We start from the raw sequence: 17,576 nt of genomic DNA on the forward strand, positions 1-17,576 counted from the left end.
CATTTCCTGAAGCTAGAGTTGGCATATATTTTAGAGATTATTTTTAGAATTTAAATGGTTTTTTGTTATTAGGTTGGTATAACTTCTTTTTATTTCTTCTATGGACAGGTTTGAGCTAAGAGCATAAATATAAGTTACAAGAGAAAATATAAAAATTAGTAATAAAGTTAAGATTAAGGAAAAGTATTCTGGGTACGTGTTATAGCAAAAAGATATAATAGTTATGCATATAATATGTAGAAAGAACCATAAACTCTTTAGAAAATGAAGCTTATGACTTTTTACTCGGGTTTTTTCTATTATGATAAATATAGTGCTACAAATAATTGCAAAGATAACAATATTAACAATGGTATTCCAGCCACTAAAGAAGATAATAATACTAGAGAAATAGAATGATAAGAAGCAAGTGACATCTGCAGCTTTTAGTTTGTATGCTCTATTTACATCTGGTATTGATTTTCTAAAGTTCATAGTGGCTAGTGGGCCAATTAGGTATGTAATAGCCATAAGTGCTGCAATAAATGTAGATACTTCTGCCCAGTTGTCAAATATAAAGAAAATAAATAAAGAAATGATAAAGCTAATTAACATATAGGTTTTCATGCCTTTTCTATTTTTTGTGGCATCTTGCAGTAAGATATTTTCTGTTATTAGGACATTCAATGACTCGACAGAAACTCGTAGATACATAACACCACATATAAATGGAAATGTTAGAGCTGAAAAATATAAGATAGTACTTAGGAGTCTTGAACCTATATTTGAAGCAACTACACCAAATGCTCCAAGCTCATTTGTTCCAACGTAGACATTATCAAAATTCTTAGCAGAGTAGAAGTAAGCGATTTGCACTAGAAGGAAAATTATTAAAGATATTAAAATCACTAGAATTATTGATAATGGAATGGTGCTTTTGGGGTTATGGGCTTCGCCAGCTATTTCTATAATCGTCTTAAAACCAATAAATGAGAATGCAATACCACCCATTGTGATGGCTGTGAAAATCTCTGACCATTTCCAAGTTAGTACATGTAGTGAGCTATCGCCGACATAGTGTGTAGCTTGCTGTGGAGTACTAAGGCAAAAAATCACTATAAATAAAGCCACAAATATTGGGATGATAATTTTTAGTATAGTGAAATAGCTGTTTATACGAGATATCAAGCTTATTGATAAGAAGTTTAGTAAACAGGAAAGTGCCACAATAATTATACCTGCTATCATGTGATGAATTTGATTTTTTAGCAGTGTTGGGAAATATACCGCTAAATATTGAATAATAGCATGGCTTTCTATGGGAACAAACATCATATAAGAAAGCCAAGTAAATACTGCAAATATAAACCCAGTCATAGGACCGTATATAATAGTTGGAACTTTTGATGAAGCACCATTTGTTGAGAAAAGTGTACTAAACTCCATAAAGGATAGAGCAATTACAAAAGTGATTATTGCTGCAATAATCCAAGAAACTATAGATGCATAACCTGCTATTTTTGTACTATATTCGGCAGTAAATAGCCAGCTTGAACCTATTAAAGAAGTAATCCCTATACCGATTAAACTAATCAAACTAATACTTTTTTGCATATAAATATAAAACCTCAAATTTGTTATGCAGTTATCAAAATATCTAACATAATAAGTATTTATTTAAAGATTATGGTTTATTCGTAAGTTTAAAGATAATTAATTTTTTAAATACGGGCTATTAGAAAAATCAATTTGCTTTATGCCTACTCCTAAGTGATTATGAAATAAAACTGATTTATTATTTGCTTTCTTTTAAGTATCTAATGCAGATAAGTTTCAGTAACAAAACATTTTATTTAAACATTATAAGAAAAATTAAAACTAAGAGGAAAGTATGATGAAATATCAAGCAAATAATTTTATAAATGGTCAACAAGTTAAGCCAACAGGAACTACAGTTATTGATATAGATAATCCTCAAACTGGTGAAGTAATTGCCAAGATGACTTGTTCATCTGTTGAAGATTTAAACAATGCTGTGAATATAGCTAAAGAGGCTCAAGAAGCTTGGGGAAACACTACGTTTAAGACAAGAGCTCAGGTATTTTTTAAATACAGACAGCTTTTGGAAGAAAATTTTGAAGCACTAGCAAAGCTTTGTGCTGAAGAGAATGGTAAAACACTTGCAGAAGGTGCTGCAGAAATAGCAAAAGCTATGGAGCTTTGTGAGCTTGCAGTATCTATCCCTCAAACGCTAGGTGATAGAAGACAAGTTATTAGTACAGGTATTGAGTGTAAAGAGCAAAGAACTCCTTTAGGTGTTGTTGCAAGTATTGTACCATTAAACTTTCCGGTTATGGTTCCTCATTGGACTATTCCAATGGCTCTAGTTTTAGGTAATGCAATGATTGTTAAACCTTCTGAAAGAGTACCATTATCTTGTATAAGAACTGCTGAACTATTAAAGCAAGCTGGTTTACCTGATGGTGTATTTAATATTGTTCAAGGCGATAGAGATATTGTAGAGGGTATTTGTGATCACGCAGATATTAAAGCAGTATCATTTGTTGGATCTAGTCCTGTAGCGAAGATCGTATATGAGAGATCGGCTAAGTCAGGCAAAAGATGTATTGCTTTGGGAGGTGCTAAAAACAATTTATTGTTATTACCAGATGCTGATCCTGATATGGCATCAAGCGATATTGTGGCATCTTTCACGGGATGTGCAGGTCAAAGATGTATGGCAGCATCATTACTAATAGCAGTTGGTGATGTTGATCATATTATTGAAAAAGTTGTGGAGAAAGCTAAGGATGTACAAGTTGGTGTAAATCTTGGTGCAATCATAACAAAAGAATCTAAAGATAGAATAGAAAACTACATTACTAAAGCAAAAGATGCTGGATGTAAGATTTTACTAGATGGTAGAAATGCTGTAGTTGAAGGTAAAGAGGGTGGTTACTATGTGAACCCGACTATTATCGATGGTGCAGAGTTTGGTCAGCCATGGTCTTGTGATGAGATTTTTGGTCCAGTTGTAACTATTATTAGAGTTAAAAATATTGAAGAGGCTATCAAGATTCAAAACTCATCTATATATGGGAATGGTGCATCTGTATATACTCAAGATGGTGAAGCTGCGACTTATGTTATTGATAGGTTAACAGCTGGTATGTGTGGTGTGAACATTGGAGTACCAGTTCCAAGAGAGCCATTTGGTTTTGGTGGTTGGAAAGACTCTAAATTTGGTGTTTCTGATATCACAGGATCTCAACCGGTAGATTTCTGGACTCAGACTAAGAAAATTACAACAAAATGGAATGCTAAGCATAAGAAAGATTGGATGAGCTAATATTTGCTTAGGCTAAAGTATTTAAACAAAAATTATATTGTATTTTTTAGGAGAGAAATGTGAGTATTAGAGAACAAATTAAACAAAATAATATTGATCATAATGTTTTTACTTGGGTGAAACAAGGTGGTTTAAATCCTGCATGTATCGAAAGGGGAGAAGGTTCTTTCATATATGATTATGATGGTAAGAAAATTTTAGATTTTACTGCAGGTTTGATCAGTGTAAATCTAGGGCATGGTAATCTGGCTGTAATTAATGCTGTAACAGAGCAAATGAAAGCAATTGCTTTTCCTGCACCTGTTCACGCTACTAAAGTTAAAGGTGAGTTAGCAAAGAAATTAGCAGAGCTTTTACCAGGTGATTTAAATAAAGCATATTTTACATTATGTGGAGCAAGTGCAAATGAAGCTGCAATCAAGGCCGCTAGAGCATATTCAGGTAAACAGAAAATACTAACAAGGTATAGATCTTTCCATGGTGGTAGTTATGCGACTATGACATTGGGTGGAGATCCTAGAAAACTTCCTCATGATGCAGATGGTATCCCTGGTGTTGTTCATTTTGAAATACCATCTACTTATGATGGCATCTATAATGAAAACCCTAAGAAACAAACAGAAGAAGCTTTAAAGCACTTAGAAAGAGTAATTAATTACGAAGCTGCTGAAAATGTTGCTGCGATTATGCTCGAAGGTGTAAGTGGTACATCTGGTTGCTACTTATATCCAGAAGGCTACATGGAAGGTGTAAGAGAGTTATGTGATAAGTACGGTATTTTACTAATCGTTGATGAAGTAATGAGTGGTTTCTGCCGTACTGGCAAATGGTTTGGTTTTATGAACTATGACATTGTACCGGACATTGTTACTATGGCAAAAGGCATTACATCATCATATTTACCATTAGGTTGTTGTATGCTTTCTGACAAGATTATGGCGAAATTCCAAGAAACAGCTTTTGTATTAGGTGCTACTTATAGTGGTCATCCAGTGTCTTGTGCTGCAGGTTTAGCTACTATCAATGAGTATGAAAGATTAAATGTGCTTGATAATGTAAATAAAATGTCTGCATACTTCGGTGAAAAAGTAGAAGAGTTAAAAGCTAAACATAAATGTATTGGTGATTATAGATCAAAAGGTCTATTAGGTTGTTTTGAGCTTGTTAAAAATAGAGAAACAAAAGAGCCATTAGTTCCTTATAATGCTAAAGATGTTAGTATTACAACTAAGATTGCAGGTAAATTCAAAGAGCTAGGTTTACACTCTTTTGTAAGATGGAATCATATATTTGTTGGGCCGCCACTAACAATTAGTAAGGAAGAACTGGATATAGCTGTGACTGTTCTTGATGAAGTATTTACTTTAGCTGATACTTTCTGTGACTAGACTAGTATTCTTGTTTCTGCAACCAATCACAAAATAGTTTAACAATTTTCGTGTGGTGCTTATTTTTCTTCAATATAATTCGATGATTTCTTGTCATTACAATATTTTTTACATTAATAACCTTTAGTGAGTTATTGTCTATCTCACTAAGGCTTACATTAGGCACAGTTGCAAGAAAATCGCTGTTTGAGACATATACTTTAACAGCTTCAATATTCGGTAGATAGAAATCATCATCAATGAAAGAGTTTGTACTTTCTTTTATCATGTCACCATTTTTTGTAAAAACTATATCTCCTAGAACAATGTTCTCTTTAACATCGTAGTCACCAGCCCATTTCCTCATGATATTTGAGTTTTTATCTATCTTGGTTATAAGAATATCTCGCGTTGTAAAAGTGTCATGATAATATGCCCATTTATATCCAAAAACATCATCAATGTTAACAGAGTCATACTTTGCAAGTGGGTGGTTTTTATTGCAGATTATTTTGAGTTCAGACTTTTTTATAATGATTTCTTCTGATTTCATTTCATGTAAAAGAACACGTCCCTCGACAAAGCCTATTTCACATATTTCATTTTCAATATTAGCGAAAGTTTTATCAAGGTTATCACTGATAATATTAATCTTTATGTTTGGGTATTCTGTCTGGAATTTATAAAGTAGTTTTGGCAGCACATAAGTTGCTATTACAGAGTTTGCAGCTACAGAAATGTCACCTTGTAGGTTTTCATTGGATTTATTAAATAATTCAAACTCATTTGATTTTTCTATGATTTCAATAGCTTTCTTAAATAGGGCTTTACCGTCACTATTTAGGCTTAGACCATTTTTATTACGGTCAAAAAGTTTTATTTCAAGGATTTTTTCTAACTGACCTAAACTAATACTAGCTGCAGATTGTGATATAAAACATGACTTGGCACCTTCGCTGATAGATTCAGCTTTTGCGACTTCAATAAAAACTTTCAGATGTTTGAGAGTTATACGCATAATGGAGGATAAGTACTACTAAAAATATATTCACAAATTGTAGCATAATTGAGCTATTTAAAAGTCTAAATATATAAAGACTTATTTTTTACGTAGAAGTTTGGCGGATAGAGTACTTGTGGTTTTTTCTTTTAATATATCAAAACCATCAAGTTTATATGTAGCTGTTTTTTCAGTTTCTACATAAATCAATGTTTCATTAGGAATATTTTGATTTTTTAATATTGACTTTAGAGCTTTTGGAGTGATGTTTTTATTGAATGGAGGGTCTAAAAATATAATTAGCTTAGAATTTTTGGCGTCAAAATTTGCAAGGGCTTTTATACTATCGGCTTTATATATTTCACAATTCTTTATTTCCAATGCATTAATATTTTCTTTGATTTGCTGCAAAGCTTTAAAATTAAGTTCATAGAATATAGTTTTTGAAGCGCCTCTTGATATGCTTTCTATACCTAGGCTACCACTACCAGCAAAAGCATCAATGCAAATGCTATCATGTATATATGGAGCTAACCAATTAAAGATAGTTTCTTTAAGTTGATCAGAGGTTGGGCGTAAGCCATTTACATTAGGGAACTTAAGCCTTCGATTCTTATATTTTCCAGATATTATACGAATAGTATTTGTCTTCACTTATTCGATATCTCCAACCATTACTGTGATTATGTTATTTTCTTGTATCGCTTGGTAAGCATTATGAATCTCTTTAGCAGTAACATTATTAATATGCTCAACATAAGTATCAAAAAAATCTAAAGGTAGATTTTTATTTGCGATTGAAGATAGCATATTTAATTTAGAGCTATTTTTTACACTACTGAGTAAATGCGTGCCTTCAATATGCTTTTTAGAGTTTGTTAGGGTTTGTTCATCTATAGTTGAATTGATGAAATTACTATAGACAGTGTTTATAGTGTCTATAGCAAGGTTTGGATTACTTGTTTGAGCCGATATTAAAAAACTACCGTAATCGGGATTAATATTTGCTGTGCTTGATATGTTGTAAACCAATCCAAGCTCTTCACGAACTTTATTGAAAAGCAAAGAGTTTAAACCGCCACCACCAAGTATTTCATTTCCTAGTTTTAGAGGGAAGTATAATGGATCGTTAATTTCGAGTAATAATTGATGACCAACTAGTATTGCAGTTTGTTTACTTGGAAATTTGTTTTTAACTATTTCGATATTGTTTTTTTGTTGAGCAAATTTTTGCGTATTTTTTTTACCTTTTGGTAGGAGGCTAATTATTTTTTGAGAAATACTTTCAGCCTGAGATTTATCTATAGCACCAACTACACAAATATTAGCATTATTCGCACAAATATTTTCACCAAAGAAATCTTGAATATCTTTTTGAGATATTTTTTTGATAGTTTCTTTGTAGCCAATTGTTGGCTTACTATAAGGGTTATTTGCAAAAATATGCTTTGAAAATTCAAGTGATGCTAGGTAATTGGGCTGTTGATATAAATAGTCAATATGAGTAAGAGTCTGAATTTTTTCTCTTTCTAATATATCAGGATCAAAGTCTGGAATAGTAAAAACTTCTTCTAATATACTAATAGTATTGCTAATAATATTATTATCATTTAACAAGCGAATTTTTATATTAAAAAATTCTTTAGTAGTTTCTGAATGTATAGATATTCCATTATCAGTTATTTTATTTATAAGTTCTTGCTCATTAGATTTCTTAGTCTTTGTAGCAAACATTCCTACTGCCAAATCAGCTAAACCATTCAATTCTCCATCAAATGCAGATCCAGCTCTAAAGTTAAGCTGTATATCAATCATTGGTAAACTTGGAGATTCTTGGAAATATACTGTTGTATTATTTATATCAAATTTATGGATCATAATTTTTAATCCTTTAATAAGTGAAGAGATGTAAGGTTTGATTTGTCAAAATATCTGTCTAGTACACGGTTAACATCACTGGTTGAAACATCATAAAGTTTTTCAAGATACTTATAGTAGTCAACATCTAGATTTATACTGGCAAGAGAACCTATTAAATTTGCTTGAGTTTCAAGAGAATCCATAGCAAACACTTTATCAGCTTTTATAGTTACTTTTGCTCTATCGAGTTGCTCTTGGGTTATACCATTGTTTTTTAGCTTTATAATTGAATTCTCTATTTCATTTTGGATTTTATCTAAGCTTTGGTTGTGGTTTGCTATAGCTGTAATCATAAAAAGATCCTCTCCTTTTATGAAGGGAGAGTATTCGCTATCAATATGACAACATAGATTTTTATCTCTAACAAGCTCTTGTTGTAATACTGATGCATCAGCACTACCAATAATATTATTTAGGATCATTAAGGCAAAAGGATCATTATCATGATAATCAGTTGTTAGCGAGGGTGTTATGTATCCTAATATCGCAGCATCTGTATCATTTGGTGATTTTTGTACTTTTGAGTGTCTATAGCCAATATTTATTAAGCTTGGCTCTTTTTCTATATTAATTAATTTAGATTTAGGAATACCACCGAAGTAATCCTTTATCATAGGTATAGCTGATGATTCATCAATATCACCTACAAGAACAATATTAGCGTTATTTGGGGCGTAATTTTGTTGATACCACTTTTTTAGATCATTAAGAGTGTAATTTTCAATATCTTCACGCCAACCAATTATTGGAGTGTGTCGTGAATTATTTTGATATGCAAGTCTCATAAATTGTTCAAAGGCGTAGCTAAATGCTTTGTCATCTACACGTAGATTTCTTTCTTCGAGTACAACTTTTCTTTCAGGGATAAATTCATTTTCATCAAAGAGTAGGTTAGACATTCTTGATGACTCAATAGATAGGCTTAGTTCTAGATTTTTTTTATGCCAAAATTGGTAGTAAGCAGTATAATCAAAACCTGTGAATGCATTTTGTACACCCCCATTATTCTCCACTATACTATTAAGCTCATCTTTGGAGTATTTGTTAGTACCTTTAAACATCATGTGTTCAAGCATGTGAGATATGCCAGTTAGTTTAGTGGGTTCGTATGTAGAACCTACTTTATACCAAATCTGTGCAAGAGTGACGGGAGCTCTCAAATCTTTTTTAATGTATATATTTAAATCATTGTTTAAGGAATATTTGTTAATGCTCATATATTATTTTATGTTTCTTTAGATCTTATAAATAGATAAATTAGTAATATTAACGCAACAACCGTAGGTCCTGCAGCACCAATTATTGTTGGTAAGTGCAGAATCAGCGCAATTGGGCCAAATATTTGGTTAATAATAAAAAATGCGAATCCAAAAAATGCTCCTAAAAGTAGCTTGAGTATTAGGGTTGATGATCTTGTGGATCCTATACTTAAAGGCACAGAAAGTAGTATTAATACCATTAAAGCTATAGGCTGAAAAATTTCTTGCCAAAACTTTAGTGATATAGAGTCTTTTGCCTGACTATTGGAAAGCATATATTTAGTTAACTGAGTAAAGTTTAGATAGTCATTATCGTTGATAGTAATAACTTTAGCTACAGATATTGGTATTGGATTAGACCAGATAGCTTTATAAACATTTTCTTTGACACTTATATGTTTGGCATTGCTGTTGGGGAATGTTACAACACTTACATCAAACACATTTGCTGTCGCATCATTTACGTATTCAGCTTTTTTTGCATATCTAACTTGTTGCACTTGGTTATCACTGGTTATAAACTTTCTTATTCCGAATGCTTTTCCTCCATTAGGATCTATATTTGAGATATTCATAAACCCGTCAGAAGTTTTGAGCCACAAGTCGTGAGTGTTATATGCAACGGTGTTTGAGTCAGCGAGCTTTTGTAATACTGGAGCTATATAGCCACCAAAAACCATTGTGATGATAGAGCCAATTATACCGACTAATACTACCCCTTTTGCAATTTGAGCAGTAGAGCGACCAAAAGATCTTAATACTATTATTTCGGAGTTGTTTGCAAGTAAGCTAAGTCCCATTAGTGCTCCCACCATAGCACAAGCAGGAAGTAATGTGTATAAGATTCCTGGTAACTGATATATAGTTACTATAATAAGCTCTATGTTACTTGCGCCTGTATCATTATTACTTACCTGTGCTAGATATGTGAAAATAAAAAATAAAATACAAAAGATCAAACTTACAACAAGAAAACTGCTAAATACTGTTTTAAAAATGTAACGATCAATACGGTTTAAAAACATTTACTTTTCCTTTTTAGATGATCCATTATCTTTTCTTATTGTTCTAATAGCATAAATTATAAAAAAGATATGTGGAAGCCAGCAGCCTATCCAGATTGGTAATTTACCACCAACCATAAGAGTGTTAACAAACATATTACTACATAAGTATACGGCCAGAACAACAACAGAGGGCAGCAGTTTAGCATATTTATTTTGTCTTGGTCTTAATCGACAAAGAGCAAGAGCCAACAATGATGCTACAATTACAGAAATAGAGTTGTTGATACGACCAAAAAGTTCCCCACGTGAAACTGTTCCGTTGTCACTATCAGAAAAATTTTCTATTAATGTGTGCATGTATAGCCTATCAACTTTATCGTGATTGTAATCACGGTCAGAAGTGTCAAAAATAGTGTATATGGCATTCTTAGCAGTGTCATAAGAGTGTTCGTATGTTTTAGGTTCTTTTGTATAAATATGAGCATCGTGGAAGTCTACGTATGCTGCACCTTTATCTGTTATAACCTTTGCTATAGGGGCTGTTACAACTTTGTATTCATCACTATTATCTGTACCCATATATAAGAAAACGTCTTTAAGCGTGTTCCCTGATTTACTTTTTATATATATGACTTTTCCATCAGTAGTTTTAATTATCTTGTCATCTGTTATTGATGATAGTAGTGCTTTTGCAGTCAGTGATGCTTGATAGATGTCCTGCGTCTGTTTAGATAACGGATTAATATACATTACTGTCAAAAATGTTATAAAGGTTAAAGCATATACAGGCTTCATAGTGTTTTTGACAATTTGCATCCATGTGACACCGCCGGCAAGCGTTACAAACATTTCATTGTTTGCAAAGTACTTACCAAAACAAATCACAATAGCTAAAAATATTGCGATAGGCGCGACAAGACTTACATTTCCAGGTATTGTTAATATTACAAATTTTATAATAGAGTCAATTCCAAGACCCTGTGAATAGGCCTGCTGAAAAAGTCGAATAAGTAAATTGGCAGACACAATAGATATTATAAAAAGAGTAATAGATGTGAATGTATTAACTATGTCTTTGTTGTAATATTTTTCTAGAATCAAAGTATGCCACTATATTTATATAATAATTATGCTAGTAGCAATTCTATATTTTTTATAAGCAAAAGTCAGTAAATAAGAATAACTAGGTTTTAAATTTAATGCGATAAATGTCGTTTTTTGATATTATGTTTGAAAATATGTTACAAAAAATACAGGATCTCTAATGAAAATTGTTGTAAATAATCAGTCGACTTTGTCCGCTGAAGTGTTGATTGTTGCTCAAGAAAACCTTAAGAAACTTGTTGAAGAAACAAAATGTCCAAATTCAAAGTCTTTACTAGATAAAAAAGTTTTTAAAGCTGAGTCTGGTGAGGTTCTTCCTTTACTACATGGTGATAAAGTTGTAGTTCTGCTAGGTCTTGGGCTTAGACAAGATTTTATAGCTTCAGAATACGATAAAATTATTGCAAAGATAGCCGAACAGCTTAAAAAATTAAACATAAAAGAGGTTTCTGTAAATATAGACTATATCTTTGCGAATTATAATGAGAAGCAGTTTACTTTAGACACCATTAGAGCATTGATTTCTGAAACCTATGTTTTTGATCAATTAAAATCTAAAAAAGAGAATTTTTCATTAGAGCAAATCGAATTAGTATATTCAGGAAATCAAGATTTGGAAGAGTCTGCTAAGGTTGGTTCAGCAATTGCGTGTGGCCAAAATTATGCCAAGGATTTGCAGAATCTTCCAGCAAATATTTGTAATACAGATTATATGTTGAATGAAGCTAGAGATTTAACATCTAAATATGAAACATTTAATCTTAATTACTTAGATCAGGATGCTATGGCAGAGCTTGGAATGGGCTGCGCATTAGCTGTGGGTCGTGGCTCAGATATGTCTAATTATACTGTATGTATGGAGTATAATGGTGGTGATGAAGATCAGGCCCCGATAGTACTGGTTGGTAAAGGTTTGGTGTTTGATAATGGAGGTATCTGTATTAAGCCCGCTGCTGGGATGGACTCTATGAAAATGGATATGGGTGGAGCTGCTGCTGTTATGGGTACAATGAAAGCTCTAGCAATGCTAAACATTCCTATTAACGTTGTTGGTGTTATGGGGCTTGCAGAAAATGCTGTAGATGCTAGATCATATAGACCAGGTGATGTACTTAAAAGTATGAAAGGTATAACGGTAGAGGTAAGTAATACAGATGCAGAAGGTCGTCTAGTGCTTTGTGATACTTTAACTTATGTTGGTAAATATAATCCAAAAGCAGTTATTAATATGGCAACCCTGACAGGTGCTATGATTATCTCTTTAGGAGATGCATTTTCTGGAATGTTTGCTAATAGCGATAAACTTGCCAACAGTCTTCAGCAAGCAGCCGATGTCTCTAATGATTTAGTATGGAGACTGCCTTTGCATAAGCCATACTTTAAAAAGTTAGAAAGTAAAGTTGCTGATATGGATAATTGTGGTCGCGATAGATCAGCAGGCTCTATAGTTGCAGGGTTGTTCTTATCAAAGTTTACAGAAGATTATGAGTGGGCTCATCTTGATATCGCTGGATCGGCAATGGGAGATTTTGCAAATTGCAAAGCATCTGGTAGACCAGTACCATTACTTATACATTATCTATTGTCGCAATCTAAATAACATATATTTCTCTCTAGTATATTTTTTCTAGTATGGTAGAATACTTCTGTAATTAAATATCACCTCTTTTAGATTTTAATTACGGAGATTAAAAATGCTAAGAATTACTCAACAAGCGATCACTTTTGATGATGTATTGCTTTCACCTAGATATTCGAACGTACTTCCACATCAGGTAGATTTGAAAACAAATATTACTAGGGATATTAAATTAAATATCCCTTTAGTATCTGCAGCTATGGATACTGTTACTGAGTCACGCCTTGCTATAGCTATAGCTCAAGAAGGTGGGATTGGAATTATACACAAAAATATGTCTATACAGGCTCAAGCTCAAGAAGTTAAAAAAGTTAAGAGATTTGAGAATGGGATGGTGATTGATCCAATTACCATAAAACAAGAGAGCTCAATCAAAGATGTCATGCAGCTTGCAAAAGAGCATAATTTCTCTGGTTTTCCAGTCGTTGATGATACTAATAAGATTATAGGTATTGTAACTAAGCGTGACTTTAGATTTGCAAAAGATTTAGATGAGCCAGTGAGTTCTATAATGACACCTAAAGATCAGTTAGTGACAGTAGCTGAGGATGCTTCTCAAGGTGCAATCAAGAAAAAACTTCATGAGCACAAGATAGAAAAGTTACTTGTAGTAAATGAGCAAGGCGAGCTAGTTGGTTTGATAACTACAAAAGATATTGAAAGATCACAAAACAAGCCTAATGCTTGTAAGGATTCGCTTGGTCGTTTAAGAGTTGGTGCTGCAGTTGGCACAGCGGCTGACACTAAGGAACGTGTCACGGCATTAGCAGCAGAGGGCGTTGATATAATTGTTGTTGATACAGCTCATGGCCATTCTCAAGGTGTACTTGATATGGTTAATTGGGTCAAAGAGAATTATCCAAAAATTGAGGTTGTAGGTGGGAATATTGCTACAGCAGAAGCTGCGAAGGATCTTGTTAAAGCTGGTGCTGATGCTGTTAAAGTGGGTATAGGCCCAGGTTCAATATGTACAACAAGGATTGTTGCTGGTGTTGGTGTGCCACAGATTACTGCGATATCAAATGTTGCTGAAGCTTTAGAAGGCACAGGAGTTCCAGTTATTGCGGATGGTGGTATCAAATTCTCTGGAGATATAGCAAAGGCCATAGTAGCTGGAGCTTCAGTGGTTATGATTGGTGGTCTTTTTGGTGGTACTGAAGAGTCTCCTGGTGAGGTGGAACTTTTCCAAGGACGTTCTTATAAGTCATATCGAGGTATGGGATCTCTAGGTGCTATGGAACAAGGCTCTTCTGATAGATACTTCCAGGGTAATACTGATGCTAAAAAATTTGTTCCAGAAGGTGTCGAAGGTAGAGTGCCTTACAAGGGGCATCTTGCTGCAGTTATACATCAGTTAATAGGTGGGTTAAGATCTAGTATGGGGTATACTGGTTCAAAGGATATTCAGACTATGCGAACAGAGCCAACTTTTGTTCAAATTACCGGCGCTGGGTTTAAAGAATCTCATGTACATAACGTTACAATTACGAAAGAACCACCTAATTATCAATCTTAGAGCTCTTTATTTTCGTTCTATTAAGCTATAATTTACTATTATTTTTTTTAGTAGATATAAAGTGATGTCTGAAGCTATACTGTTTCTAAATGGTAGTATCAATTTGTCTTTTTGTGAAAAGTACATTAGAGATATTTTGAATAATTACGATATATTTTGTGCAGATGGTGCTTACAAAAAGATTAGTGAATCTGCTTGTTTAAGTCCAAAAGTTAAAAAAGTTGTAGGTGACTTTGATTCATTCGCTGTTCTAGATGATGAGCTATTTCTTATTGATAAGGATCAGTACTCTACAGATTTTGAAAAATCTTTAGAATATATTATCTCTTTGGGTGTTACAAAGGTTTATGTCTTTGGAGCATCAGAGGGAGAAATGGATCATTTTTTATGCAATATTAGTATTGCTAAAAACTATATGCGAAGATTAGATATTGAGTTTATAGATACTTACTCTAGATATTTTTTTATACCTAAGAAGTATAGTATAGGCGGTGTGCTTGGTAAGATGTTTTCAGTTATGCCTTTTGGATATGCAGAAAATATATACTATAATGGTCTCAGGTATCCCTTATCTGGTGAGACCTTGAGTATAGATACTGGTACAGGTGCAAGAAACTATGCTATTGAAGATAGGGTGGAAATATCTTACTCAGATGGAGATATTTTATTATTTATATCGCATGCAAAATATAAGGATAGATTAAATGACATTTTGTAATAATTCTAGAAAGGGACTAAAACAACAGAATGTAAACTTGAAACAAGAGTTCGCAGTAGATGATCATAGAGTTGAAAAATTATCTTTGAAGCTTGAAGGTATTTACTTTGATTATTCAAAAAATCTTGTTAATGATGCTATATTAAAATCTCTTTTAGAAGCAGCTGATCAGTCTAACCTTAAAAATAAGATTTTGCAGATGTTCACGGGAGAAAAAATCAACTCTACAGAGAATAGATCTGTTTTGCATACTGCGTTACGTGATTTATCTAATTCTCCACTAGTCATAGATGGACAGGATATTCGCAAAGAAGTCAATGAAGAGAAGCAACGTGTAAAAGCTCTTGTTGAAAAAGTAACATCAGGAGAGTGGAAGGGCTTTTCGGATAAAAAAATTACGGATATTGTAAATATCGGTATTGGAGGTTCAGATTTAGGGCCAAAAATGGTTGTTAGAGCTCTGCAACCATATCATTGTACAGGTCTAAAAGTTCATTTTGTTTCAAATGTTGATGCGGATTCATTATTACAAGCTTTACATGTTGTTGATCCTGAGACTACTTTGTTTATTGTGGCATCTAAATCATTTTCGACAGAGGAGACTCTTTTAAATTCTATATCTGCTAGAGAGTGGTTGCTAGATCATTATGAAGATGAAAAAGCTGTAGCTAATCACTTTGTAGCTATATCTAGTAAATTAGATAAAGTAGAAGAATTTGGTATAGATCTTGAACACTGCTACAAGATGTGGGATTGGGTTGGTGGACGCTATTCATTATGGTCATCAATTGGTATGTCGATAGCTTTTGCAATTGGCTATGATAATTTTGAGAAGCTGTTGGCTGGTGCATACTCTGTAGATAAGCACTTTAGAGAAACAAGCTTTGATAAAAATATTCCTGTAATTATGGGATTGTTAGCCAGTTACTATTCATGTGCTTATGCTAGTCAGTCACAAGCATTACTTCCTTATGATGAAAGGCTCTGTTATTTTGTGGACTATCTTCAACAAGCTGATATGGAGAGTAATGGTAAATCTGTGAATCTTGCTGGAGAAACGGTTAATTATCAGACTGGCGTGGTGTTATGGGGTGGTGTCGGCACAAATGGGCAACATGCTTTTCATCAACTTTTACACCAAGGTAATGTTTTTATTCCTGTTGATTTTATAGCTGTGGCTACAAGCCATCATAGATATGATAATCATCAACAGGCTTTACTAGCTAATTGTTTTGCTCAGTCACAAGCACTAATGTTTGGACAATCTTACGATATGGTTTATAATGAGCTCTTAAATTCTGGTCTAAGTGAACAGCAGGCAAAAAAGATAGCTCCTCACAAAGTAATTCCAGGGAATAGGCCAAGTACTACTATTATACTTGATGAGCTTAGCCCATATACTCTTGGGGCTCTTGTTGCTCTATACGAGCACAAGATATTTGTTCAAGGAGCACTGTGGGATGTGAATAGTTACGATCAGTGGGGTGTTGAACTTGGTAAAAAACTTGGTAAAAATATTTTAAAGGCAATGGGCGATGATTCTTCTGATGAGTATCAGAATCTTGATGAGTCAACTAAATGGCTTATAGCAAAGGTAAAAAATAAATAATGTTTACTAGTAAGAAAAAAGGCTTTTCTTTAGTTGAGACAATGGTTGTTATTGTTATTATGACTATATTGATGATGGCAGCAATTAGTTCTTTTACCTTTTTTTTTAAAACATTTGCTGAGACTAGATTGACTAATTTACAAAAGTTTATTGAGTATAGTGTTATTAGGGCCCGCTCTGATGGCAGGACTGTTATAATTTGTGCAGCTACTCCAGATAGTTTTGATGAATCAGGTAAATTGGATAGAAATAGTTTGTCTTGCTCTAATTCAAGATTGTGGGGTGACGATCCTCTCGTTGCTTTTGAAAGTACTGATGGTACAGAAATATATGATGGTAATACTGATGAGATAATAGCAAACCTTCCTCAGGGAAATAATGGTCGTATTTATCTTAATTTAGCGGGGAATCCTAGCTTTATTAGGATTGCGCCTAACGGTTTTATGGCTACAGGTAACGGTAATATTACATATTGTGATAGAAATAATAATTATCAAGCAGCATTAGTTATTAACTTGGTCGGTAGAGTAGTTTATACTGATAGTCCTACGAGAGATGGTGGTGGGGCATTTACTTGTGAATAGTTTGATTTGTGTTATTAAAAGGAGAGAATAAATAATGACAAATGATAGAGTACCTATGACTCCAGTAGGAGAAGAGGCATTAAGAGCAGAGCTAAATAGACTAAAAAAAACTGAAAGACCTGCGATTATTGAAGCTATAGCAGAAGCTCGTGATCATGGAGATCTTAAAGAGAATGCTGAATATCATGCTGCTAGAGAGAGACAAGGTATTATAGAAGGTAGAATTAAAGATATAGAATCAAAACTATCTAATGCTCAAGTTATTGATGTAACAAAGCTTCAAGCCAATGGTATGGTTATATTTGGAGCTACAGTTACAATTATGAATATTGATACGGAAGAAGAAACTACATATCAGATAGTTGGTGAGGATGAAGCAGATATAGATAATCATAAAATATCTGTTATTGCACCTTTGGCACGCGCTTTAATTAAAAAAGAAGAAGGCGATGAAGTTACCTTGGATACGCCTAAAGGTAAAGTCACTTACGAAATCTTAGAAGTAGAATACAAATAATCTAAAAT

Annotated in this window: 15 protein-coding genes; 8 read left to right on the forward strand and 7 right to left on the reverse strand. The window is 33.3% G+C overall.

The genetic code is table 11. The features are described from left to right. Nucleotides 1-30 precede the first annotated feature (30 nt). Entirely contained in the window at nucleotides 31-1,593 is a 1,563-nt protein-coding gene (locus F3D59_RS03575; protein WP_150463825.1) for an APC family permease, read from the reverse strand. Nucleotides 1,594-1,873: 280 nt separating this feature from the next. Between F3D59_RS03575 and F3D59_RS03580 the strand changes: the two genes are divergently transcribed. Then, nucleotides 1,874-3,328, forward strand: a complete 1,455-nt coding sequence (locus F3D59_RS03580; protein ID WP_150463826.1) for a CoA-acylating methylmalonate-semialdehyde dehydrogenase — start codon at nucleotides 1,874-1,876, stop codon at nucleotides 3,326-3,328. 59 nt (nucleotides 3,329-3,387) lie between these two features. Further along, a complete protein-coding gene (locus F3D59_RS03585; RefSeq protein ID WP_150463827.1) occupies nucleotides 3,388-4,716 on the forward strand; it encodes an aminotransferase class III-fold pyridoxal phosphate-dependent enzyme in 1,329 nt (442 codons plus the stop codon). Between the two features lies 1 nt (nucleotide 4,717). On the opposite strand, the gene F3D59_RS03590 is transcribed toward F3D59_RS03585, so the two are convergent. From F3D59_RS03590 to lptF, 6 genes are all read right to left on the reverse strand, one after another. After that, nucleotides 4,718-5,713, reverse strand: a complete 996-nt coding sequence (locus F3D59_RS03590; protein WP_150463828.1) for a LysR family transcriptional regulator — start codon at nucleotides 5,711-5,713, stop codon at nucleotides 4,718-4,720. A gap of 81 nt (nucleotides 5,714-5,794) precedes the next feature. Next, nucleotides 5,795-6,349 carry a 16S rRNA (guanine(966)-N(2))-methyltransferase RsmD gene (gene rsmD, locus F3D59_RS03595; protein WP_150463829.1) on the reverse strand — a complete coding sequence of 185 codons (555 nt, stop codon included), beginning with the start codon at nucleotides 6,347-6,349 and terminating at the stop codon, nucleotides 5,795-5,797. Then, complete coding sequence (locus F3D59_RS03600) at nucleotides 6,350-7,573, reverse strand: M16 family metallopeptidase (RefSeq protein ID WP_150463830.1); 1,224 nt, start codon at nucleotides 7,571-7,573, stop codon at nucleotides 6,350-6,352. It abuts the gene before it with no gap. Nucleotides 7,574-7,578: 5 nt separating this feature from the next. Continuing rightward, a complete protein-coding gene (locus F3D59_RS03605) occupies nucleotides 7,579-8,832 on the reverse strand; it encodes a M16 family metallopeptidase (RefSeq protein WP_150463831.1) in 1,254 nt (417 codons plus the stop codon). A gap of 8 nt (nucleotides 8,833-8,840) precedes the next feature. Beyond that, entirely contained in the window at nucleotides 8,841-9,899 is a 1,059-nt protein-coding gene (lptG, locus tag F3D59_RS03610; RefSeq protein WP_150463832.1) for an LPS export ABC transporter permease LptG, read from the reverse strand. Continuing rightward, the gene (lptF, locus tag F3D59_RS03615; RefSeq protein WP_041263800.1) at nucleotides 9,900-10,982 is read right to left on the reverse strand and encodes an LPS export ABC transporter permease LptF; all 1,083 of its coding nucleotides are present in this window, start codon (nucleotides 10,980-10,982) and stop codon (nucleotides 9,900-9,902) included. Between the two features lie 163 nt (nucleotides 10,983-11,145). Here lptF and F3D59_RS03620 point away from each other — a divergent pair, with 163 nt between their 5' ends. From F3D59_RS03620 to greA, 6 genes are all read left to right on the forward strand, one after another. Further along, nucleotides 11,146-12,585, forward strand: coding sequence for a leucyl aminopeptidase (locus F3D59_RS03620; RefSeq protein WP_150463833.1), 1,440 nt, complete (start codon nucleotides 11,146-11,148; stop codon nucleotides 12,583-12,585). A 94-nt stretch (nucleotides 12,586-12,679) separates the two neighbouring features. Next, nucleotides 12,680-14,140 carry an IMP dehydrogenase gene (gene guaB, locus F3D59_RS03625; protein WP_150463834.1) on the forward strand — a complete coding sequence of 487 codons (1,461 nt, stop codon included), beginning with the start codon at nucleotides 12,680-12,682 and terminating at the stop codon, nucleotides 14,138-14,140. 64 nt (nucleotides 14,141-14,204) lie between these two features. Continuing rightward, on the forward strand, nucleotides 14,205-14,858 hold the full coding sequence (locus F3D59_RS03630) for a thiamine diphosphokinase (RefSeq protein ID WP_150463835.1): 654 nt from the start codon (nucleotides 14,205-14,207) through the stop codon (nucleotides 14,856-14,858). Further along, nucleotides 14,845-16,467, forward strand: a complete 1,623-nt coding sequence (gene pgi / locus F3D59_RS03635) for a glucose-6-phosphate isomerase (protein ID WP_150463836.1) — start codon at nucleotides 14,845-14,847, stop codon at nucleotides 16,465-16,467. Before F3D59_RS03630 ends, pgi begins: the two co-directional genes overlap by 14 nt. Further along, nucleotides 16,467-17,051 carry a type II secretion system protein gene (locus F3D59_RS03640; protein WP_150463837.1) on the forward strand — a complete coding sequence of 195 codons (585 nt, stop codon included), beginning with the start codon at nucleotides 16,467-16,469 and terminating at the stop codon, nucleotides 17,049-17,051. The genes pgi and F3D59_RS03640 overlap by 1 nt, the downstream gene beginning before the upstream one ends. 34 nt (nucleotides 17,052-17,085) lie before the next feature. Then, nucleotides 17,086-17,568, forward strand: a complete 483-nt coding sequence (gene greA / locus F3D59_RS03645) for a transcription elongation factor GreA (protein ID WP_013923407.1) — start codon at nucleotides 17,086-17,088, stop codon at nucleotides 17,566-17,568. Nucleotides 17,569-17,576: the final 8 nt, after the last annotated feature.

The organism is Francisella sp. XLW-1, assembly GCF_008711455.1.
GTDB lineage: Bacteria > Pseudomonadota > Gammaproteobacteria > Francisellales > Francisellaceae > Francisella > Francisella salimarina.